The 22,351-nt window shown below is 39.4% G+C and carries 21 protein-coding genes; 1 reads left to right on the top strand and 20 read right to left on the bottom strand.

Translation table 11 applies throughout. The annotated features are described in order from the left end of the window. The coding region (locus tag ABN256_RS10920) for an autotransporter outer membrane beta-barrel domain-containing protein (RefSeq protein WP_349439473.1) at positions 1–1,119 on the top strand (1,119 nt) is incomplete at its 5' end. A gap of 90 nt (positions 1,120–1,209) precedes the next feature. Here the strand turns inward: ABN256_RS10920 and ABN256_RS10915 are convergent. The 20 genes from ABN256_RS10915 to efp form a co-directional block, all read right to left on the bottom strand. After that, on the bottom strand, positions 1,210–1,845 hold the full coding sequence (locus ABN256_RS10915; protein ID WP_349439472.1) for an ATP-binding cassette domain-containing protein: 636 nt from the start codon (positions 1,843–1,845) through the stop codon (positions 1,210–1,212). Between the two features lie 59 nt (positions 1,846–1,904). Further along, entirely contained in the window at positions 1,905–2,702 is a 798-nt protein-coding gene (gene yntD / locus ABN256_RS10910) for a nickel ABC transporter ATP-binding protein YntD (RefSeq protein WP_072069025.1), read from the bottom strand. Then, complete coding sequence (locus tag ABN256_RS10905; RefSeq protein WP_196554479.1) at positions 2,696–3,508, bottom strand: ABC transporter permease; 813 nt, start codon at positions 3,506–3,508, stop codon at positions 2,696–2,698. The genes yntD and ABN256_RS10905 overlap by 7 nt, the downstream gene beginning before the upstream one ends. Beyond that, the gene (gene yntB, locus ABN256_RS10900) at positions 3,505–4,488 is read right to left on the bottom strand and encodes a nickel ABC transporter permease YntB (RefSeq protein ID WP_371032919.1); all 984 of its coding nucleotides are present in this window, start codon (positions 4,486–4,488) and stop codon (positions 3,505–3,507) included. Before yntB ends, ABN256_RS10905 begins: the two co-directional genes overlap by 4 nt. After that, a complete protein-coding gene (locus ABN256_RS10895; RefSeq protein WP_196554480.1) occupies positions 4,473–6,056 on the bottom strand; it encodes an ABC transporter substrate-binding protein in 1,584 nt (527 codons plus the stop codon). The genes yntB and ABN256_RS10895 overlap by 16 nt, the downstream gene beginning before the upstream one ends. Before the next feature lie 402 nt (positions 6,057–6,458). Continuing rightward, positions 6,459–7,448, bottom strand: a complete 990-nt coding sequence (locus tag ABN256_RS10890) for a glycosyltransferase (RefSeq protein WP_340893894.1) — start codon at positions 7,446–7,448, stop codon at positions 6,459–6,461. Positions 7,449–7,888: 440 nt separating this feature from the next. Continuing rightward, positions 7,889–8,389, bottom strand: a complete 501-nt coding sequence (hycI, locus tag ABN256_RS10885) for a hydrogenase maturation peptidase HycI (RefSeq protein WP_072069030.1) — start codon at positions 8,387–8,389, stop codon at positions 7,889–7,891. Beyond that, positions 8,386–8,796 carry a formate hydrogenlyase maturation HycH family protein gene (locus ABN256_RS10880; protein ID WP_072069031.1) on the bottom strand — a complete coding sequence of 137 codons (411 nt, stop codon included), beginning with the start codon at positions 8,794–8,796 and terminating at the stop codon, positions 8,386–8,388. The genes hycI and ABN256_RS10880 overlap by 4 nt, the downstream gene beginning before the upstream one ends. Then, positions 8,789–9,571 carry an NADH-quinone oxidoreductase subunit B family protein gene (locus tag ABN256_RS10875; protein WP_109402372.1) on the bottom strand — a complete coding sequence of 261 codons (783 nt, stop codon included), beginning with the start codon at positions 9,569–9,571 and terminating at the stop codon, positions 8,789–8,791. Before ABN256_RS10875 ends, ABN256_RS10880 begins: the two co-directional genes overlap by 8 nt. Then, a complete protein-coding gene (gene hyfH, locus ABN256_RS10870) occupies positions 9,568–10,122 on the bottom strand; it encodes a hydrogenase 4 subunit H (protein WP_036934329.1) in 555 nt (184 codons plus the stop codon). The genes ABN256_RS10875 and hyfH overlap by 4 nt, the downstream gene beginning before the upstream one ends. An 11-nt stretch (positions 10,123–10,133) precedes the next feature. Further along, on the bottom strand, positions 10,134–11,867 hold the full coding sequence (locus ABN256_RS10865) for a hydrogenase large subunit (protein ID WP_196554483.1): 1,734 nt from the start codon (positions 11,865–11,867) through the stop codon (positions 10,134–10,136). A 1-nt stretch (position 11,868) separates the two neighbouring features. After that, positions 11,869–13,437, bottom strand: coding sequence for a hydrogenase 4 subunit F (locus ABN256_RS10860; RefSeq protein WP_349439471.1), 1,569 nt, complete (start codon positions 13,435–13,437; stop codon positions 11,869–11,871). Between the two features lie 4 nt (positions 13,438–13,441). Then, positions 13,442–14,092, bottom strand: coding sequence for a hydrogenase 4 membrane subunit (gene hyfE, locus ABN256_RS10855; RefSeq protein WP_196554484.1), 651 nt, complete (start codon positions 14,090–14,092; stop codon positions 13,442–13,444). Positions 14,093–14,104: 12 nt separating this feature from the next. Then, positions 14,105–15,556 (bottom strand): hydrogenase 4 subunit D, encoded by a 1,452-nt coding sequence (locus ABN256_RS10850; protein WP_349439470.1) that lies wholly within the window; start codon positions 15,554–15,556, stop codon positions 14,105–14,107. A gap of 6 nt (positions 15,557–15,562) precedes the next feature. Beyond that, positions 15,563–16,513, bottom strand: coding sequence for a respiratory chain complex I subunit 1 family protein (locus ABN256_RS10845; RefSeq protein ID WP_072069036.1), 951 nt, complete (start codon positions 16,511–16,513; stop codon positions 15,563–15,565). A gap of 12 nt (positions 16,514–16,525) precedes the next feature. Further along, a complete protein-coding gene (gene hyfB, locus ABN256_RS10840; RefSeq protein ID WP_115350239.1) occupies positions 16,526–18,541 on the bottom strand; it encodes a hydrogenase 4 subunit B in 2,016 nt (671 codons plus the stop codon). 1 nt (position 18,542) lies between these two features. Further along, positions 18,543–19,163 carry a 4Fe-4S dicluster domain-containing protein gene (locus tag ABN256_RS10835; protein ID WP_072069038.1) on the bottom strand — a complete coding sequence of 207 codons (621 nt, stop codon included), beginning with the start codon at positions 19,161–19,163 and terminating at the stop codon, positions 18,543–18,545. A gap of 321 nt (positions 19,164–19,484) precedes the next feature. Beyond that, positions 19,485–20,381, bottom strand: coding sequence for a pirin family protein (locus ABN256_RS10830; protein WP_072069040.1), 897 nt, complete (start codon positions 20,379–20,381; stop codon positions 19,485–19,487). Between the two features lie 159 nt (positions 20,382–20,540). Further along, positions 20,541–21,017: an RpiB/LacA/LacB family sugar-phosphate isomerase gene (locus ABN256_RS10825; RefSeq protein WP_072069044.1), complete on the bottom strand. Its 477-nt coding sequence runs from the start codon at positions 21,015–21,017 to the stop codon at positions 20,541–20,543. Positions 21,018–21,748: 731 nt separating this feature from the next. Next, complete coding sequence (gene efp, locus ABN256_RS10820) at positions 21,749–22,315, bottom strand: elongation factor P (protein ID WP_006536168.1); 567 nt, start codon at positions 22,313–22,315, stop codon at positions 21,749–21,751. Between the last annotated feature and the right edge of the window lie 36 nt (positions 22,316–22,351).

Raw genomic sequence — 22,351 nt, 5'->3', positions numbered from 1 at the left:
GCTGATAAAATTCAAGCGGATAAAGACCGCTTAGCCAAAGAGCAAGCTGATAAAATTCAAGCGGATAAAGACCGCTTGGCAAAAGAGCAAGCCGATAAAGCCAAAGCCGAGCAAGATCACTTAGATAAAGAAAAAGCAAACACAAAACCCGTTATCGCTATCAGCAATCCCATTGATATAGAAAATACATATCGCTCTATGCAAATGGCGGCTGAAAATGGTTACAAAGCGATAAACATGCAACAAGGACAACTACGTTACTTAGCCTCGGCAACTTGTAACGTTGGATTAGATAAAGCATGTATCAGTGGGTTTACACACCACCAGCGTTTAAGTAATGCTAATGCCACACAAACAGGCTTAAGTGGTGCTTACCGTGTAGATATTCGCAATATGCCTGTCGTGTTAGGTCTAGCACTTGATACCGATATTTATTCTTCATTACCTAAAGGCTATCAATATCAAGGTTATCCACTGCCTTTAATCGGATTTAGTATCGATTTAATTCCGTCACTGAGTCTTAAACCAAATAATAATGCGCTACACCTTTCTTTAAAAGGTGCCTATTTAAACCGAAAAGTTTCGATAAAGCGTCCATTATTAACGGATACCGAAGCAGGTAAAGGTGATGCGAAAATTAAAGGTTATCACATTGATCTTCAAGGCTATTATCCTTACAGTCTAAAATCCACACTTACATTAACGCCTTTTGCAGGGATCACCTTTACAGAAATGTCGCGTTCAGCTTACAGCGAAACACAAGGCGCTAATTTTGCTGCACACTATGACAAACTCAATACAGACGCTATCTTTGCCAAGTTTGGATTAGGTTTAGAGTATTTATTAGGTTCATCAATGATACTTACTACCAAAGCGGGTATGTATTGGCATATCACACAACATCAGAGTAATTTTAATAGTCATATTGAATATTTAGGTACACAATCTATTGATTATACTGAGAACAAAAAGCAGTTAAAACAACGTCCATTTGCACACACAGGATTAACTTATCAATTTGATAATCGCTCGTCGTTTAATACTTCTGTTAATTGGGAAATGACAACTTATCGCTATCATGATGTACAATTAGGCATGAGCTATACCTATCGTTTTTAAGACTAATTAATCTACTCCCTATCTAATTTTTAGGTAGGGAGTGAAATCTATCGATGGAAAAAACAATAAATAGGGAAGATAAATTGAATATTACTTTTGAAGATACGATGTTGTCGTAAATTGTTTATTGTCATCAACCCACCACACTTTTGTCGAAACCTTCTCAAGTAACGCTTTGTTGTGACTAAAGATTATCAAGCTTAAAGGACGTTTTTGGCTTTCTTCTATTAATACTCGCCAAATATCGGCTTGAATTTGCGCATCTAATTGCGCAGTCACTTCATCGGCAATCAAGATTTGAGTACGAGGATCAAGCGCCCTTAATAAGGCGATACGCGCTAATTCTCCACCAGATAATTCATTCGGTCTACGCGTTAACCACTCTTGTTTTATTCTTAGTTTTTCAAACCAACTTTCATCAGGCGTCCAAGCATCTTGGAGGCTATTTCCAGTTGTTCGAAAAGGATTAAAGCATTTATCAGGATGTTGAGGAACTAATTGGATAGGGCAATAACCTTTAGTCGATAAAGGCTTTTGGTTAAGTAGGATCTTACCACTGGATGGTGCTTGCCACTGCGCTAGAACTCGACCTAATGTCGTTTTCCCTGTACCGCTTGGTGCTGAAATACCCAGCCTTTCTCCTGCTTCTAACGAAAAGGAGAGATCTTGCCATAACATCTTACCTGCTTGCTGAACAGATAATTGTTTTAACTCTAAAAGTGGCATAAAGATAACTCCAGAAATAACAGATAAAATGTATAAAAATAAGACTTAAAAATACAATATTATAATGGATTAAGTGATGTTTCTTTTGTATTAATAAATTGTTGTTCAGGTAATGCATTCCACAGTGTTTTTAACCATTCGCTACCTTCGTGACGATTAAGCACCGTAGCAGGGATAACTTCATTGACCTCACCTTGATTAAGTACCGCTATCGTATCTGCGAAACGTGCAGCAAGAGCTAAATCATGTGTTACCCAAAGCACTGATTTACCCTGATTGCATAACTCTCTTAAATGCCCAAGCAACAGACATGCATGCTCATCATCAAGCCATGAGGTAATTTCATCAGCCAATATATATTGAGCATTAGATAATGTTGCATTACAGGCTAATACACGTTTTGCCATACCACCTGAAAGTTTGGCCGGATAGGTTTTAACTAACGAGCCTGATAGATGATAAAGCCCTAATTGCTGCACAATATCATCTGATGTAACTTCAGCACCACTCAAATGCGCTGAGCGGCTTAATTGTTCACCGATACAAATTAAAGGATTAAGTGCTGTCACGCCCTGAGGAATATAACAAAAAGTATTACCACGGTATGCAATCAGCTCTCGCTCACTCAATGTATGACCATTCAGTTTAATCGCACCACGCACTCGCATATTTGCAGGCAATAGCCCTAGTGCACTTTGCAATAGTAAGCTTTTACCTTCACCGCTACCGCCAACTAGAGCAAGCATCTTTCCCGGTTTAATATCCAGAGAGATTGATTTTAGCAACGGTTGCCAATTTCGTTTTCCTAGCCAACGAAATTGTGCAATATCAATGGAAAGCTGCTCAAAACTTAACATCCTGCTCCTCTTAACCACAATTGTTGCATTGCTTTAGCAAATTGATCGAAAATCAATACTAGACACATTAAAATCAACCCCGGAAACACCACCATCCACCAAGAACCTGTACTTAAATAGCGTAATGCATCAGCCAATAATAAACCGAGAGAAGGCTCATGAGCTGCTTGTCCAAAACCTAAAAAGCTTAATGCTGCGCTATGTAATACTGCATGAGGAAACATCAGTAACGTTCCCACAATCCACTGCGGTAATAACATGGGGATATAATGTTTTTTTACACATTCAAAAGGTGAATTGCCAATACGACGTGATAACATCACATAATCCGCTTCACGGATACGCTGAATTTCACCTCGTAAAATCAACGCAAGTTTAGGCCAATGAGTTAATGCCACTGCCCAAATCACCCCTTGCTGCCCTCCCCCTAATGTAAAGCAGATCAAAATCAACAATAACAAATGTGGTAATGCCAAAAGTGCATCCACAACCCCTCGAACAAAAAAATCACAATAGCGATTGATCGAGGAGATACCGGCAAAAATCAGTGCAATTGCGCCACTGACAACGGCACTTGTCACACCGATATTGAGGCTACTTAACATCCCTTGAAAGCAACGTAACCACAAAGAACGACCGAGATTATCTGTACCAAACCAATATTGCTCAGATGGCGCTTGGTTTCTTGCCAAAAAGTTCATTGCAATATCAGTATGAGAAACTGAAAAACCGTAAGCCACTAACCCTATCAGAGCGAGGGTAACTAATAACAATCTCAATAAAGGCTTGTTGGGATCGTAAATCATAAGTCTCGCAAAATTCCTTTATTAATACGTCTTAATAATGTGTTAGAAATACTATTACCAAAGAAAATCAAAATAGTGCTGAAAACAACAATCCCCATTAAGAGAGGAATATCGCCTCTTAATCCCGCATCAACCGTCGCTTGCCCTAAGCCTGGATAAGCAAATACTTTTTCAGCCAAAAGAGAGCCACCAAGTAATTCACCAATTGATGCAAACTGTAAGCAAAGTGCGGGCGTAATGGCATGACGTAGAACATGAAATAGCATCATAGCCCAACCTTTATCACCTTGAGCCTTAGCAAAATGGATAAATTCACTGCCCATCACTTCGGCAACTTTCGCACGAGTATGCAGCGCAATATTCCCTGTGCCTAATAATCCAAGCGCAATCATAGGTAAAATAAGATGAGAAAAACGTTGGCTTAACGTTGCTGTTTCGGCACTACTTCCCATTGGCCACGCACAACAAATTGGCGCCCAATGCAAGGTGACAGAAAACAGAGATAACAGCAGTAATCCTACCCAGAAAGTTGGTAACGCGGCTAATAAATAAGATAAAGTAGAAATAATCCTATCTGGCCAGCGATTAAGGTATCGACCAGCCACTAATCCCATCACAACACCAATAACACCTGAAAATACCCACGCTGAAAAAAGTAAAATAAAGGAAGGTCCAGCACGCTCACGAATAACATCAATAACAGGCATGTTATATAGCATGGAATAACCAAAATCCCCTTGAATGATTTGGCTAAACCAAAGCCAAAATCGCATCCATAAAGGCTGATCAATTCCCCAACGTGCTGCGATTAAAGGGTATTGTTCAGGAGGAACATTCAGGAGATCACTGCCGATATAAGCCTTAATAGGATCAATCGGTGAAAAACTTAATAAAATAAAAACACCCGCTGTTGTCACCAACAGCAGGCAGAGTAATCGCAGGAAAAAACCTGCACTTTGACGTATTACTGACAAGTCCACTTCCAAGTATCTACACTATTTAATAATGACCATGAACCATGGATTTCAGGTGTTCCTGTACCCAGATCAACACAAGGATTAGTTAGGTAAGTGTGTTGCACATTCATCAGCCAAGCCCAAGCAGCATCACCTTTTACACCAACGCCATTTTTACCATCCCACTCAACGGCTTTCCAATGAGGAACGGCTTCTTGCCATGTATGAGCATCGAGTGCTGCTTGCAGATGTTTTTCCACTTCAGGATTTTTATAATAACCGGGGTTATAGTAACCAACACCAGCCGCATTTTCGCTGTAGTGATGATATAACTCCATAGGATCAAGACTTCCCCAACCGAATAAAGTTGGATTTGAGTGCATATAACGCTCTACAGTATCCCAGCTCCCTGATTTAAGATCCATTTGGATACCAAGAGGCTGTACTAATGCACGAACTGACTCTGCTAAATCGCGACGTGTCGCATCACCACTGGTATACCACAAGGTTAATTTAGCCTCTAAACCGTCTTTTTCACGAATACCATTTTTATTGAGTTTCCAACCTGCATCTTCAAGAATTTGTTTTGCCTTTTCAACATCACCATCTTTAAATGCTGCTTCAGTTTGATCCCAAGGTAGTCCTTTTACACCGGTATAAGCGGGAACCGCATAACCATCAAGAACTTGTTCTGACAGTAATTTACGGTCAAGAGCATAATTTATAGCTTTACGGATAGCGATATCAGCCGTGATATCATTACCTATATCATAGCCTTGTGCATTCTTTTCACCTGATTTTACCATTGGGAAAACAATACCGCGATTTTCAACACTTGGTCTTTCCCATAATTTTGTATTAGGTAAATTTTTAGCAATAGCCGCGGTTGCTGGTGGAATGCGAACGATGCCTAATTGCCCACTTTGAGCAGCGGCAAAGGCCGCATCTTCATCAAGAAAAACAAAAATGAGCTTTTCAAAATCGTTTTTCTGCCCTGCATAATAAGGGTTAGCCTCAACAATTAATTGTTGGCCCGGTTGGAAACTGACCATGCGATAAGGACCTGCACCAATTGGCTTTTGTGCATAAGTTTTTTCATCATACTTATCAGCAGAGACAATGCCTAACGAACCTAATACATTAACAAACGTACTCTGTGGTGCTTTTAAGGTAATAGTGACATGTAAATCATCATCTGCTTTTGCAGAAAGAAAATTCCCCATATCTACTTTACCGCCACTTGCAGCCGCATTGTTATAAGTAAACACAATATCTTTTGCCGTTAGTGGTAAGCCATCCGAAAATTTTAAATCGGGTTTTAATGCTAATTTCCATGTTTTGCCATCTTCACTTGGCTGGTAGTCGCTTAACATATTGCTATACCAAGAGAGATCCGCATTTTGCTTTAACAATGGGCTATGAAGAAGTAAATAGCTACCATGGCTCCACCCCAACATTGGGTCAAAACCTTCGGTTGGCTCTTCGCCAATAGCCAGTTTTAACGTTTGAGCAGATGTTGCAAAAGGGACGCTTAGTGCGGCTAAGCAAGTTAAAGTTACTAATGATTGCCGCCAACCAAACCGAATAGACATAAAACATTCTCCGATTTTTTAGATACGACTTATCTCCAGTCTCTAATCCCATTAGAAAAGAGGCTGAAATAAGATAAATAACAATGATAATTATGTTGCTCTACAATTATTGCAGATAAAGAATAAATCAGTGACACCATAATAAAATTTTTCATTCAACTACTCGAATAATATTCGACAGTTTATTGATTTTACATAAACTTTTATTAAGCAGTATTACTCATTATGGCAAACTTCTAGCAAGTGCACAGTATTTTTCTGATAAATAAGTTATATATTTATCATTGAATTTATCAGTGAGCGCAAAACTAAATAAAGTGACTTTTTAACGAAATTAGATTATTTCATTTTATTTAATATGCATTAAAAATAAAGAAGGCACATTATTGTGCCTTCTTGTGATTATGAATTTAATATTTTCTTTAATTTAAAATAGCGCCGGCCTAAACGCCAACGTAATCTAAAATCTTTTGCATTCTGCCAGATAAGTGTCCAAATTCCTCTATCAAAAAGCTCTTTAACTATTTGTTTTTTAACTTCAATAGATTGAATAGCGCCGATTGAATGAATAATTCCTAAACCTTCTTTTGCGATTTGCCAATAACATGCATTAATATTTTTAACGATATCCTTATGCTTTTGATTAATAGCATCAAGCATCTCTAATATTTTCATGTAATTATGAATAGTTCGAACATGAATAGTATCATTAGGCGTTGCATGAGAAACAGATTCAGAGTGAATAAAATAGTCGTAATAACGCTCATCAATATATTTAACACGTTTGGCAGTTAATAATGCCTCCGTTGTCCATGGAATATCTTGATGATGTAAGCCTGGCTCAAAATAATAACCATGTGCAAGTAGAAATTCGCGTCGATAAATATTCAACCAAGTTACATGTAAGAATTTTTTAGAGTTTAATGCTATTTTTAACCACTGTGGTCCCGTTAAAACATCCGTTGAATGTAATCGGTTAGATGGGAAAATAGGACGTGAAGGACGCCCATCAGCATAAACATAATTACCATTGCAAGTCGCAATATCTAAATCATCAGCAAGAGCGATTTCGAGTAAACGAGAATACATTCTGGCATCAATAACATCGTCTATATCCGGAAAAGCGACATATTTTCCACGGGCAACATGAAAACCAGTGTTACGAGCAACGGAAACGCCTTGGTTTTCTTGTGTCAAAATAGTGACATCAGGGAATTTATCTTTCCATTCATTAAGTATTTTTAGAGAACTATCTTTAGAACCATCATCAACAAGAATAAGCTCCCAACTTTCTAGTTTTTGTGTTTGTAAGTAGCTAAAAAACTGAGGTAAGAATTTTTCGCCATTGTAAACAGCAACAACAATACTTAATTGAGGCGCAAAAGAAGACATAACCAACCTTTTTTTATTCTTAGTAAGAGGAAAATTTAATTGCCATCATTTGACTTAAGGATAACAAACATCATTACCCACATATCAAGCTATTCATGCGATCCTATATTGAGATTTAAGACAAAAAGTGGCTTTTCTACTAATTCGAAGCAAAAATCATTATTAATAAGGAATTAGTATAGTTAACTTTAGAAATACCCGATGAAGAAAAGGTTAAGCAACGTTATTTTTTAAAAGAGATGGCTAAAGGAAAACTTAAGGTTAGAGAGGAGAATAGATGTTATTAGCAATAGAATAACTTAACAATGAGTAATATAAGTTACAAAAAACACTTTTTTTATAATTAATGATACTTATATTACTCATTAACGAAAAACATCCGCAAAGCGGATGTTTTAGTTTTTATCTATATGAATAATCTTTGGATACTTGTTCTACTTTTATTCTTCGATATCTTCTTCATCACAAACTTCAAGCTCCGGAAAGTAATCAACTCGCCAAGACTTGATGCCTTGATAAATTTCATCAACGGCATTTTTTACTGCTTCGGTCATTGGGTAATAAAAACCGACTAAATCAGGTTGGATACCTAGAAAAGTGATATCAGGAATATCATCTTTTAATTGATCAATAAGAAAATTCAGCGGCATATTATGGGTGCTCATAATAAACATTTCCGCTATATAATCAGGATCTATCACCCTGATCTCACCCGGATTTAAACCAATATCAGCAGCATCAACAATGACAACACATTGCGGTTGTAGCTCTCTTACTTGGTAAGAAACATTCTCAGGCGCACTTCCCCCATTGATAACAATCCATCCATCAATAGGGTTTGCTTCCATTAACTCGGCAAGCAGAGGGCCTGCACCATCATCCCCCATCATACTATTGCCTACCGTTAATACCACTTTAGGTGCTGTCATTGCTTCACTCATGGTTTTCTCTTCACTATCAAATAAATCGCAGGTTCTGCGTGGATCTCACCCAGTAATTTAATCAGCGTTTGACTCCACTCACTAAAAATAGGATCGTCACTTTTTGTGATAGGATCAAATGCTAACGCTAATAAGTGAGTATGCTCAGAGTTAATATTGATTTCACCAAATGTCAGTAATCCATGCATTTTGCGCTTAGCTTCACCTTCAGGTAATAAATCAATCCACTCTTTATATTTTTCTAAAGGGCAGACTAACTCTGTTTTTAAACAGTCAATCATTCCCACATGGTGGCCAATTGCAAGCGAGTAATACATCACCTGTTGCGCTTGTTCAGGAATATCATCATCACTATCTACAAACTTTTGTCTTAATGACCAAAAGTAAACTTTAGCGTCATCAGGCATATATGCCTCCTTGACTTAAAGAGTAAACCAAGCGTTTTACAATCTCTGATAAACGAGGATCGTTAGCTTGTCGTAACCATTCATCAACACGACCATTCACTTCTTGAATTGTGGCACCTTCAAGTAACGTCAAGAAATGATCACTGATTTGTCTTCCTTGGTAATAACCTGCAAGACGACGCGCTTCACGCTCAATCATTACCCGAGCATCAAGAGGAATAGAAGGTAAAATAAGTGAAGCTTTTTCATTCTCAACTTCTATATGTGATTCGCCTTTTAATTTCTGATCAAGCAAACCTAAAGCAACAGCAAAACCATAAATAGTTGCTGCTGGCGTTGGAGGGCATCCTGGGATCCATACATCAATAGGCACGATAGATTCGCTACCACCCCATACGCAATACAGATCGTGGAAAATACCGCCACCACAGCCACAAGCGCCATAAGAGATACAGATTTTTGGATCTGGCGCTGATTCATAGGCACGTAATGCAGGAACACGCATTTGGCGCGTTACGGCGCCAGTGAATAATAAAATATCAGCGTGACGAGGTGAGGCTACCACTTTGATACCAAAACGTTCAGCATCAAAAACGGGTGTAATTGCAGAGAAAATTTCAATCTCACAACCATTACAACCACCACAGTCAACACGATAAACATAAGCTGAACGCTGAATATCTTTCAACAATGTTTGCTTTAGCTTTTGTACCTGATCATCTAAGGTGATTGGTTGGCTAACATGATGATTAATGGGAATTTCTGGTAGACTCATTTTATTGTACTCCCGATCTCGCCCATACTAATATTTTCACGGCCATCAGATAGTAAGTTATGTTTACGCTTACATTCAGGGCAGGTTTCAAATTGTGGTCGCATTGCTTCCACGGTATTTTCATCCCAACCCGATTGCACTAATAATGCCATCGCATATTCAACGGATTTTTTAGGGGTAAATGGCTGATGGCACTCACGGCAATTCAATAACTTAAACGTTCCTTTTATATAAAGGTCTGATTTTTTCGTCACTGCCGTTTCAAACATATCTGATAAAACAATCGCTCTTGTTGGGCAAACTTCTTCACAGCGACCACAGTAAATACAGCGACCAATAAACAGCTGCCAGTGACGCTCACCTGTTTCTAAATTGGTTTCCATCGTTAATGCATTGGCAGGGCAAGCCGCAGTACAAGCACCACAAACAATACACTGCTGTGGATCATATTCAGGCTTTCCTCTAAAACCATCCGGTAAATCCAGTGGTTTAAATGGATATTTTGTTGTTGCTTCGCCTGTTTTGATTATGGTTTTAAACAATTTTAACATCGTTCATTCCCTCACTTGAGCGGCGAATTTTTACGTTCGATGCTATAACGTTCAATTTCTTTATAAGAAACTGTTTTAGATTTACGTTTTTTCACATCGACGAGCGTTACCCTGTCAGTACAGGAATAGCAAGGGTCAAGGCTACCGATAATCAATGGTGCATCAGATACGGTATTGCCTTGCAACATATAACGTAATACAGGCCAGTTAGCATAAGTCGCAGCGCGACAACGCCAGCGGAAGAGTTTTTGGTTATCACCCAACATACTCCAGTGAACATCTTCACCGCGTGGTGCTTCTGTAAAACCCAGTGCAAATTTATATGGCTGATAGGTAAAGCCTTCTGTTAATAACGGGCCTTCTGGCAGGTTATCTAAGGCATATTCAATCATTGAAAGTGAATCAAGGACTTCTTTAATACGAACCATAACGCGTGAGAATACATCGCCACCTTCATAACTAAAGAGTGTCAGAGGAAGATTGCCATAATCAGCAAATGGGTGGTCAAAACGCACATCACGTTTAAAACCACTTGCTCTGATCATTGGGCCTACAGGGCTAAAATCACGAGCAACTTTTTTATCTAAAATACCCACACCCACAGTCCGTTGTTCCATGTTAGGTGCAGTGAGAAGAACATCGACAAGTTCAGTTACTTCACGACGCATTTCTCTTATTAATTGAATAGTTTTAAGACGCTGATCTTTTAATATATCGCGACGAATACCACCAATTAAGTTTAAGCCATAGGTTTTACGTGCACCGGTGAGCATTTCTGCAATCTGCATTGATTTTTCACGAATACGGAAAAATTGCATAAAACCAGTATCAAATCCTGTAAAGTGGCTCGCTAAACCGATGTTGAGTAAGTGGCTATGAAGACGTTCAACTTCTAATAAGATTGAACGAATGGTATGCGCACGACGTGGCACTTCAATACCTAACGCATTTTCAACAGAAGTCACATAGGCCACGCTGTGGGTAAATCCGCAGATCCCACAAACACGGTCTGATAAAAAGGTAACTTCATTATAACCCATACGGGTTTCAGCCAGTTTTTCCATACCACGGTGAACATAGAACATGCGGTAATCGGCATCGACAATATTTTCACCGTCTACAAATAAGCGGAAATGTCCAGGCTCATCCGAAGTAATGTGCATAGGACCGATAGGTACAACACGCGCATCTTGCTTACCTTCATTCACAAAAGGGTAAGTTTCAACTTCGGTTGTTGGTGCCGGACGTTGACGATAATCCATTGCATCTTTACGCAATGGATACATATCTTCTGGCCAGTCATCAGGAAGCACTAAACGACGCTCATCAGGTAAACCAACGGGAATAAGACCATACATATCACGGATTTCACGTTCCCCCCAAACAGCAGCTGGCACTCGCGGTGTTACAGACGGAAATTCTAGCGTAATTGGACTAACATGGGCTTTAACTACAATCCAGCATTTTTCACCCTCTTCCATTGATAATGCGTAGTACACGGCATAATCCCCGTTTAAACTACGTTCGTCATTACCAAATAAGACCGGTAACCAACCACCTAAGCCGTAATACAAATATTCCACCACTTCAGGAAGTGATTCTGTTTTTACTGTTATCGTCAATTGATCAGCGGTTTGTCGCTCTTCATCAAGAACAGCTGATGGGAATTTTTCACGAACTTTGGCAACATAATCTCCACCTAGTTCTTTTCCCTCTTTTCTACTGACATAATTTTGGTAGCTCACGTTACATCTCCTGAACTGATGTGGATTGATTGCTGATTAACGTTGTTGGCCATGCATAATTTGGTGATTCATTTTTATCAATATTCATCACGATATTAGCGGCATTTTCTAACAGCTCGCTGACAGGTTTAGGAATGTGAGTTCCCATTAACAACATAAGAGCAATCAGAATGACCATTGGTAATGTGGTTAAGATCCCCAGTTCACCTTTAACAACAACATCAGGTTTTGGACCAAAGACGGTTTTCGCCACCATACGAACTAATCCACCTAATACTATGGTTAATAACAATAATAATAGGATAGTTAAGCCAATGTGCTGAGAAGCTAAACCTGCCACAACAATCATAAATTCACTGATAAAGACGTTGAAAGGAGGCATTCCCCCTAACGCTAACGCGCCACCAGCAAAAAGAGCTGCACTTAATGGCATCACTTTAAACATACCTTTTACGACATTTAAATCACGTGTGCCATATTTCAATAACACGTTACCAGAGCCACAGAACAACAGTGCTTTCGCTAAACTGTGGTTTAAGGTGTGGAATAAAGCAGCCAAAATCCCAATTGGCCCACCAATTCCTAATGCCACGGCAATTAACCCCATGTTCTCCACACTGGAATACGCTAAAAGACGTTTCATATCGCGCTGAATAAGAATAAAGAAAGCCGCGATAGCCACAGAGAGGAAACCAAAAATCAGCAGTAAATTACGTGTAAATTCAGTGCCAATAGCAGCATCAATAATGATGTAGTAACGAATGATGATTAACAGAGCACAATTTAGTAATACAGCCGATAACAAGGCACTGACTGGGCTTGGTGCTTCACTGTGCGCATCGGGTAACCAAGCATGCATTGGGAATAATCCCGTTTTGGTACCAAAACCGATTAAAATAAAGACAAAAGCTAAATGCATCAGAGTTGGGTCTAACTGGTCTGTATATTTCAACACTTCAGTCCAGAAAATGGCCTGATCTGGATCAGGCATAAAGCTTGCGGCATTGGCATAAACCAAAATAGTACCGAAAAGACCAAACGCGACACCGACACTACAGATGATGATGTACTTCCACGCTGCTTCTAAAGAAGAACGCTGACCATAAATTCCTACTAAGAATGCAGAGCTTAGGGTTGTTGCTTCAATGGCTGCCCACATTAGGATCAGGTTATTACTGGTGACCGCTAATAACATGGTGAATAAAAACAGATGGAAGAAACCATAGTAATTACACAAAGTGCGTACTGAGATTTCACCCTCATCCACTTCGTGACCCATATAGCCAATAGAATAAAGCCCCGTTAAAAAGCCAATAATGCCTAAGATAGCGAGGAATAATGCACCTAAGCTATCAACGTGAACCCAATTCGCAGCAGCCAATATTTCGCCATGAGACATGACATCTGCCACAGTTCCTAATGCTGCGACTAACAAAACGGTGATACCAATCGCATGAATGCCTGTCACAACAGAACGAGCACCTGCTTTTAATAACGGACTCAGAAACGCTAGTATTGAAAATACCAACGGCGCAAACATTAAAATTGTTAACATGGTTGTTTGGTTCATCTCCTCACCCCTTCAGCGCGGTCAGTTGATCCACGTTCAGTGTGTTGAGCGTGCGGTAAATCTTACGAGCCAACACTGCCATCACAATCACAGCAAAGATGGCGTCAGTGGCAATACCGATTTCGACCAGTTCTGGTGCTCTCCACGCTAATAGTGCCAGTGTTAAATGAGAGCCGTTTTCCATTAAGCAATAACCAAAAGCTTGTTTTAGGATATTTCGTTGAGTCACGATGCAAAGCAGACCCAACATAAAGTGTCCCAGAGAAACTGCGAGAGCCGGTTTTAAATCAGCAACCATAGGTATTTGAATTGGCTCAACCACAAACCAGCTTAATATCACGATAACAGCCGCCAACAGCATTAAAATCGCAGGGCTGATAATGCTGACATTCGCACTAGGATCCGATAATTTACGAAACGCAAATCCTAGGATCAGTGGCACAAGCAGAACTTTAGTGAAAAAGGCGGTGATCGCCCAAAGTGTCAGTTGGTGTGCATCTAAGGTATTGGCTAAAGTGACGAAAATCATTACCAAGACGAAAGATTGCAATGCATAGAACCAACATGAAGCAATCGGCTTTTTCGCGCCAATTACTAGTAGCGAAGTTATCATCATTAACCCCGCCAAATTATTTACGATAAGTGCTCCAGTCATGATTTATCTCCCTTATCCTAGCCAAGTGACTGCGATAACACTGGATGCAAAGGACATAATAATCAGTATTCCAATGACAATTTGCATCGCCATAGGAACAGGTTGTCCTTCCTCAACTTCTTTACTTGGCTTGCCCGGTACAACACGGCCAAACCAGTAGATAAACCAAGTGAAGCTAGCAACAGATTCAATCAGCACCAGCACCATAATTGGTGTCATCACCCAGAAAATACTCGACAACTCAAAACCCGCGGCAAAAATTGGGAATTTACTAAAGAAGCCATTAAGTGGTGGAACACCTGCAATTGCCAACGCGGCGACACAGAAACCCACACCCAATAATGGATATTTATTAATTAGCCCTTTTAAGCGAGGCAACATGCGAGTACCGCAGCTATAGCTCAATGCGCCAGCAACTAAGAAGAACAAACTTTTAGCGAAGGCATGGTTAAAGATATAAGCAATACCGCCTTCAAACGCTTCACGCGGTCCAAAGATAGAGATAGATAATGCGAGGAAGATATAAGAGAGCTGAGTAATGGTTGACCACGCTAACAGACGTTTCATGTCTTTTTGTGGCAGATACATCATAAAGCCATAAATCAACGTGATAACCGCCATGGTAATACCCACCCAACCAATAAGATGAGGGACATCACCACCTGCTGACATAATGGCACGAGCAAAGATATAAACACCAACTTTCACCATTGATGCTGCGTGTAAGTAAGCACTCACAGGGGTTGGAGCTTCCATCGCATCAGGTAACCAAGCTTGTAGCGGTAGTTGAGCTGATTTACCCCAAGCTGCAAAGAGGATACCGCCAAACACAATCAGTTTGGTTGGCTCATCTAAGGTTGCAATTGCAGTTAATTCAAATGTACCCGTACTCACAAATAAGGTTGCTGCCGCGAGATAAAGACCGATTGAAGCAATGTGAGTGATCAACAACGCTTTCATTGCTGAGCGGAGTGATTTTTCAGATTGGTAGTAACCGATTAATCCCCAAGAACATCCCCCTGTGATTTCGAAAAACAGGAGTTGACCTAAAATAGTTGATGAAAGGACTAAACCAGCCATTGCTCCAATAAAAATCAGCAAGAAGGCATAATAGCGACGAGTACCCTCATGTGGATGCTCACGGTTGCCGTTAGTCAGATAGCCAGTAGAGTAAAAACTCACTAACAACCCTAAGAACACAACAGCGAAAGCAATCAAGGTACTAACACGGTCAATGGTAAAACCAAAGAGTGCAACATCACCATATTGTACTAGCGTAATTGTGGTATCGACTTTACCTTCAGCGAGGAACTGCCAACCTAAAACAACTGTTCCTAATGTGGCTAATAAAGCGAAAAGTGTACATAACCACTTCGCCATCCGATTTGGCATTAAGGACGTAATCAACGCCCCCGCAAATGGGATGAGTAAGGTCGCAAGAGCTATATTTTCCATTGTAATCATCGCTCCTTATAGACCGGTTAAATAGAAAACAAGAGCCAGTGCCGCAACACCGAATCCTAACCATGTCACATGGTGAGTTAGCAGGAAGCGACCACGCGCTAAACTGTTTTCAACCAATGACGCTAATACAAACACCACTAACAATTTCACAGCCATTAAAACTAACGCTATAAACAGTGCAATAAAGGTGAATTCTGTTGCTTTGCCGAAAGGAATAAATATGGCTAAGAACAGTTCAGCCACTACAACTTGTTTTAAACCAAGACCCAGCTTCACCATGGCAAAACCAGAGCCTGAATACTCAGTTAATGGTCCTTCTTGTAACTCTTGTTCAGCTTCAGCAACGTCAAATGGCATTTTGCCCATTTCGATAAATGCCGCAAAAGCACAAGCTAATAAGGCTAACAGTGTTGCTGTGGGTGATACCCAACCTTGAGCCAGAGTTGCACTGATGGTGCCAACGTTGGTTGAACCCACAATTAAAGCCACCACAATCAGTGATAACACTAAAATTGGCTCAACTAACACACCCAGTGTTAATTCACGGCTAGCACCAATACCCGCAAATGGGCTTCCTGAATCCAGCCCAGATAAAGAGAAGAAGAAACGATAAAGTGCAAACAAATAAATCAGTGCGATAAGATCGGCTGCACCCGCAAACAGTGACGTTGCAGTAAAGACAGGCAGTGCCATGGCAACCACTAACATACTTCCAAGTAACACATACGGCATCACTTGGAAGATCACACCAGATTGCTCAGGTGCTACTGATTGGCGTTTAAACAACTTAAAGATATCTCGATAATCTTGCAAAATTCCAGGGCCTCGACGCGAATGCATCTTGGCGCGAATTGTGCGCGAAATACCTGTACATAACGGGGTTATCGCCAGCAAAAAGAGTGCTTGAATTAGTGCGAATATTCCCATCATTAACGTAGGTGCTTCTTGGAAAGTCATAAGTCCCTCTCCTTACGCTGCGATGACTAAAAGCAAGATGACCAGCGCTGCAACAACGTATAGACAGTAAAGCCTAAAATCCCCGCCTTGTAGGCATTGGATACGTTTTGCAAATCGTTGGATCCCACGAACCAGAGGATAAATAATGCGTTCATCCCAGAATGGTTCGACCTTTTCAGCACCGAGCTGTGTTTTATTAAAACCACGAGACAGCAATGGAGATGGATCAAGCTGTTTACGCATACGATAAAGTGGTGCAAACATGCTACGTAGTGCTTGAGTAAAGCCACCTGCTGACACCGCCATGTCTTTTTCCCATACATAACCACACGCCCAAGGATTACCTTTACGACGAAACGCAGGTTGATTGCCTTTCAGGCCAAGATAAATCAGGAATGGGATAAGCGGTAAGGCAATTAATAAAACAAATGTTAATGCTGGAGAGAACATTGCTTGTGATGCGGTATCAGGAACAAGCATTGCGCCTTGAGTCACAGTTAATGCACTGGTTTCGCTAAGTGACATTGCAATGTTTGCAATAATTGGTGCAACAAAAGCCGCCCCAACACCTAACACAACACAGAAAAGTGCTAATAAACCCATTGCAATCGTCATTGGTAAAGGCACTTCTTTCGCTTTTGTTGCTTGCTCGCTACGCGGGCCACCACAGAAGCTAACACCATAGACTTTAACGAAACACATTGCCGCTAATGCACCCGTAATTGCCAGCATAATAATGGCGATAGGACCACTTAAGCGCATCACAAAGTTACCTTCGTAACTCATCGAAAATAGCGATTGGTAGGTATACCATTCACTCACAAACCCGTTTAGTGGCGGTAAAGCTGAAATGGACATACAACCAATTAAAAAGGCTGTTGCGGTATAAGGCATTAATTTTGCCAATCCGCCCATCTTATCCATATCGCGTGTGTGAATTTGGTTAATGATGGCGCCTGCACCTAAGAATAATAATCCTTTAAACACTGCATGGTTTAATAAGTGGTATAACGCCCCTAATAGACCCAGTGCAGCAATTACAGGATGGTCGGTTGCCATACCAACCATGCCAACACCCACACCCATTAAAATGATGCCGATATTTTCAACGGTATGCCATGCGAGTAAGCGTTTTAAATCGTGCTCTGCTAAGGCGTACATAACACCTAATACAGAAGAAACGGCACCAAACCCAAGAACAACAATGCCCCACCACATTTCTGTAGCGCCTAATAAATCGATACCGACTTTGATTATCCCGAAGATACCAATTTTAACCATTACACCTGACATTAATGCCGATGCGTGTGAAGGCGCTGCGGGGTGAGCTTTTGGTAACCAACTGTGTAATGGCAACATACCGGCTTTGGCACCAAAACCAAAGAAACCCAGTAAGAACACCACAGAAGCCATTGCAGGAGAAAGAGAGAGCTGGCGGAATGAATCAAAATCAAGGCTACCACTTTCACGCCACATTAAGAAGAAGGCAATCATGATTAACACGGAGCCTGCGTGAGCGATAAAGAAGTAAAGTAAACCTGCGTGAATAGATTCGTCATCTTGGTCAGCAATAACTAAGAACCAAGAAGCCAGTGACATCATTTCGAATAGGATAATAAAGTAAAACGCATTATCCATCACCACTAAGCCAACCATAGAAGCAATAAACAGATTCATAAAGAATCCCATGCTCCAAGCGCCACGTCCTTTATATTCTTGCACATAAGCAAGAGAATAAAGCGCACACACACTGACCAATAATGAAATGACGAACACCATAAAGGCGCCTAACATATCCATGCGTACCACGAAGGCTGCAAATTCAAATGGGCCTGCCGCGGTAAAAGTGGCGATTTCACCACCCAAAATAACCGGTAATGCACTTAAAACACCTAATACACCGCCGATGATTGCGCTGATCCCTGAAATAAGGATTGCCAATCCTTCCTGTTTCTTTAAAAACAGTGCAATAACGCCACCAACAACATACAGGATGACTGACCACAGCAGTAACTGAAGAGGTTCCATATTACTTCCGCTCCTGTGTCAAAGTAGATAAATCGTCAAGACTCGTAATAGGTTCCATCACAGAATCTAAGCGACGCGTTTTCATCTGCTCTTCAAGTTTGTCTTCTTCAACTAAATGCAATGCATCTGTCGGACACACCTTGACACAAGCAGGACCTTCATCAGAGAAAGCACACAAATCACATTTCACTGCAATTGCACGAATACCCACATTCCACGCAAGAAATGGGTTGGTGGTTGGAAGACTTGCTGGCACATCGGCCAACATTTCTTCAGGAACAAAATGTTCAAAGACAGCTGGTAAGTTAACGGGTTTGCTACCTGATGGTGTAATTGCCCCAAAGGGACAAACCAGACCACATAACTTACAGCCAATACACAGGCTCTCATTAAGAAAGATCATATTATCTTCATGAGTAATGGCATTGACTGGGCACACGCGAGCACAAGGAGCATCCTCACAGTGCCGACAAAGCATCGGGGCTGTCTGATCCTCCACTTTTACCACTGTAAGACGCGGGTGCGCCTGTAATCCCACAGCTTGATGAACTTCCGAACAAGCTGCCATACAGGTATTACACCCTATGCATCGTTGTGGCTCTGCAATTACAAAGCGATTCATTCGCCACATCCTCCGAGAAAAACGTTTAACAGCATGACTGTCGTCAATTTTTCTTTAGATGAAGCATATTTCGTGCCAAGAGGGGATTTATTTTATTTACATTTAAAATCAATGAATTAAAAAATAAAATGAAAATAAAAAATGACGTGTCGACAATTATGACGTTGACAGTGAGTGGTGAGTTCTAAACAACAATTTCGTCGTCACTATGATTAGGTATCAAAAATGGCGAAACACAAAGAAAAAAATAGCTGAATTATCTTTAGATAACTCAGCTAACTTTAAACACGTAATATTAATGTTTTCTTTTATAACATAAGATTAAGGCATTAAAGGAGATACCAGAGGTGTTCTTTCATCATTAACCACTTTACCAAAACGCTCACTGCCTGCATTCCAATCGGTGATTGCTTGTTGAATTTCTTCTTTGCTACGACCAATAAAATTCCACCACATCAAAATTTTTTCATTTAAAGGTTCGCCACCTAAGAAAAGAATTTGTGCATTGTCACTGAGTTCAATTGTTAATGACTCAGCGTTTTGTATCCCAATATAAGCAAGTTCATTCGCAGCAAAGCGTTCCCCTTCTATTGTCATTTCTCCCGTTAAAACAAAAAGCCCATATTCGTATTTAGGATTTAATGATAAAGGAATGCGAGTAGCATGTTTTGACATAATATCCATGCCAACCATGGGTAATAAACATAATACGGGAGAGCTGTGGTTTTGATAATCACCGATGAGTAACGTGAAGTCAGCGCCATCGGCTTGCCATTTAGGCAGATCAGGATAGTGATCAAAGCGCGGTGGCATATTTCTTTTATCGTTTGGTAGTACTATCCATAATTGTGCCAGATGAACTTCTTTTTTATCACCGTGACTATCTTCTGAATGGCTAATACCGTGACCGGCTGTCATTAAATTCACTTGTTGAGGTCGAATAACTTGCTGAAAACCTAAGCTATCACGATGTAAAATTTCGCCTTCTAACATCCAAGTAAAAGTTTGCAAGCCAATATGGGGATGTGGCGAAATAGCTAATTTATCGACAGTATCATTAAAAACGGTGGGGCCTAAATGGTCGAGAAAACACCAAGGTCCAATTAAGCGTTGTTTTTTATCAGGTAAAGCACGATAAGTTTCAATCCCTCCAACATCACGGGTTTTAGAGGTAATACGTAATGGGGCATTTACTGCGTCAGAGTGTTGATGTTCCATTGTTCACCTACTTTTTAATTTATTGTTAGGTCATAAAATACTTTATTTATTATCTAGTATAGATACTAAACCTTTATCTATTTAATAAGCAAAATATATCACTTAAATAAAAAATAAGCCTGATAATTCAGGCTTATAAAAGTGAATAATAAGAATGACTTAAATCTTATAAATTTTCTTTTCTATTTGTCTCATTGAATTTAAGCCAGATTGTAAATCTTCAGGTGTTGCTTCAGAAAAACCTTCTGTAAAGGTTGCTGATAAATAGGCATCAACCATCATTTTAGCTTTAAAAGGTGTTATTAATAAGCCACCCATTGCCATCATATTACAGTTATTAATTACCTTACAAAAACGAGCTGTCGTGATACTTTCACACACACCACAATAAACATTTTTATGTTTATTCGCACTAATACTCACACCCATTCCTGTACCACAGAAAACAAAGCCAATATATTCAGGGTGTTCAGAAACAATCGAACCAACTTTATCGCCCACATCACAATAGCCAATAGGGCCTGATTCTGTGAGATCTTTTATTGTGTAATTTTTTTCTGACAAATAAGATTTAATCGTATTTTTAAGCTCAAATCCTGAAGGATCTGCTCCCATAATAATCGTTCTATTTTCCATATAGCCTCCTAAATTAACTCAAGTACTACTGGTAAATATAACTCATTGATAACATTTAAATTTAAAATAAACTCAAAGGCTATTATTTATATTTAACCTAAATAAAGTATAGATTAAAATTCTATTATTTGTGTTTAAGTATGGGGATTTTACAAAAAAAGAAGAAATAAAGAATGGAAATTAATTCTATAAAGAAGTTAATTAACCTATAAAATAAGTTAATTTTATTACGTTATAAATTGAATTAATAAAAAAATAAAAGAGATATATCAAAGTAAATGTCTATATTGAAAGGGTTTCCCTAGTACAACTAAAATATAAAATAAAGATCAATAATATTACAGGATTAATGTTTTTATCTATACTCTTCAATATCTCTTAAAGGAAAGTCAAAAAACTTAAAGTAAATATTGCTGTGGATAATCTTTACCAAAACAACCTACACACTCATTCTAAGAAAATGGTTATTTTTTACCAATTCCAATATTGAATAGAGCATTCATTTTTGGCATTCTAAATATAATAAAGGGATAAATAAATTATGAACAAAATAATAACATAAAAAATTAAATAATGCAGTAATACAAATTAATCAATTTTTTAGAAAGAAAATAGTATAGTTTATTCAATTATTATAAATTAAAAATAAAAAAATACCGCAGATAGTTAACATTATCTGCGGTAATTAATTATTGTACTTAACGTTACTCTCAGTAAAATAATCTACACGATTATTTTACGCGTGATACGTATTCGCCTGAACGAGTATCAACTTTGATGACTTCACCAATTTGTACAAACAGTGGTACTTTAACGACTGCACCTGTACTTAATGTTGCTGGTTTACCACCTGTACCTGCGGTGTCACCTTTCAGGCCTGGATCAGTATCAACGATTTCTAATTCAACAAAGTTTGGTGGAATAACAGCGATAGGACGATTATCCCACAGAGTTACGATACACTCAGCTTGGTCGATCAACCATTTAGCATTATCACCAACAGCTTTTTCGTCTGCAGCTAATTGCTCAAAAGTTTCGTTGTTCATGAAATGCCAAAACTCACCGTCGTTGTACAGGTAAGTTAAGTTGATATCCATGACATCAGCACCTTCTGCTGAATCAGTAGATTTAAATGTTTTTTCTAGTAATTTGTTAGAGATCAGTTTACGCAGACGTACACGAGCAAATGCCTGACCTTTACCTGGTTTAACAAATTCACATTCAGTAATGACGGCTGGCTCGCCATCTAACATGATTTTAAGACCTGAACGAAAATCGTTGGTATTATAAGAAGCCATGAATATCCTCTAACTTTTTTAATTTAAAATGGCATA

The sequence above is a fragment of the Proteus sp. fly-1008 genome, from assembly GCF_040140305.1.
Classification (GTDB): domain Bacteria; phylum Pseudomonadota; class Gammaproteobacteria; order Enterobacterales; family Enterobacteriaceae; genus Proteus; species Proteus vulgaris_B.
The sequence above is the reverse complement of the archived record's forward strand: the minus strand, read 5'-3'. Positions and strand labels throughout refer to the sequence as shown.

Coding starts and splice junctions, on each gene's coding strand:
- ABN256_RS10890 (WP_340893894.1), bottom strand. CDS start 7,448: ATGTCTTCTTTTGCGCCTCAATTAAGTATTGTTGTTGCTGTTTACAAT.
- ABN256_RS10835 (WP_072069038.1), bottom strand. CDS start 19,163: ATGAATCGCTTTGTAATTGCAGAGCCACAACGATGCATAGGGTGTAAT.
- ABN256_RS10825 (WP_072069044.1), bottom strand. CDS start 21,017: ATGGAAAATAGAACGATTATTATGGGAGCAGATCCTTCAGGATTTGAG.
- ABN256_RS10830 (WP_072069040.1), bottom strand. CDS start 20,381: ATGGAACATCAACACTCTGACGCAGTAAATGCCCCATTACGTATTACC.
- ABN256_RS10880 (WP_072069031.1), bottom strand. CDS start 8,796: ATGCCTGATGACGCTAAAGTTTACTTTTGGTCATTAAGACAAAAGTTT.
- ABN256_RS10875 (WP_109402372.1), bottom strand. CDS start 9,571: ATGAGTCTACCAGAAATTCCCATTAATCATCATGTTAGCCAACCAATC.
- yntD (WP_072069025.1), bottom strand. CDS start 2,702: ATGTTAAGTTTTGAGCAGCTTTCCATTGATATTGCACAATTTCGTTGG.
- ABN256_RS10860 (WP_349439471.1), bottom strand. CDS start 13,437: ATGAACCAAACAACCATGTTAACAATTTTAATGTTTGCGCCGTTGGTA.
- hycI (WP_072069030.1), bottom strand. CDS start 8,389: ATGAGTGAAGCAATGACAGCACCTAAAGTGGTATTAACGGTAGGCAAT.
- efp (WP_006536168.1), bottom strand. CDS start 22,315: ATGGCTTCTTATAATACCAACGATTTTCGTTCAGGTCTTAAAATCATG.
- hyfH (WP_036934329.1), bottom strand. CDS start 10,122: ATGTTAAAATTGTTTAAAACCATAATCAAAACAGGCGAAGCAACAACA.
- ABN256_RS10915 (WP_349439472.1), bottom strand. CDS start 1,845: ATGCCACTTTTAGAGTTAAAACAATTATCTGTTCAGCAAGCAGGTAAG.
- hyfB (WP_115350239.1), bottom strand. CDS start 18,541: ATGGAACCTCTTCAGTTACTGCTGTGGTCAGTCATCCTGTATGTTGTT.
- hyfE (WP_196554484.1), bottom strand. CDS start 14,092: ATGACTGGAGCACTTATCGTAAATAATTTGGCGGGGTTAATGATGATA.
- ABN256_RS10905 (WP_196554479.1), bottom strand. CDS start 3,508: ATGATTTACGATCCCAACAAGCCTTTATTGAGATTGTTATTAGTTACC.
- ABN256_RS10845 (WP_072069036.1), bottom strand. CDS start 16,513: ATGACTTTCCAAGAAGCACCTACGTTAATGATGGGAATATTCGCACTA.
- ABN256_RS10850 (WP_349439470.1), bottom strand. CDS start 15,556: ATGATTACAATGGAAAATATAGCTCTTGCGACCTTACTCATCCCATTT.
- ABN256_RS10895 (WP_196554480.1), bottom strand. CDS start 6,056: ATGTCTATTCGGTTTGGTTGGCGGCAATCATTAGTAACTTTAACTTGC.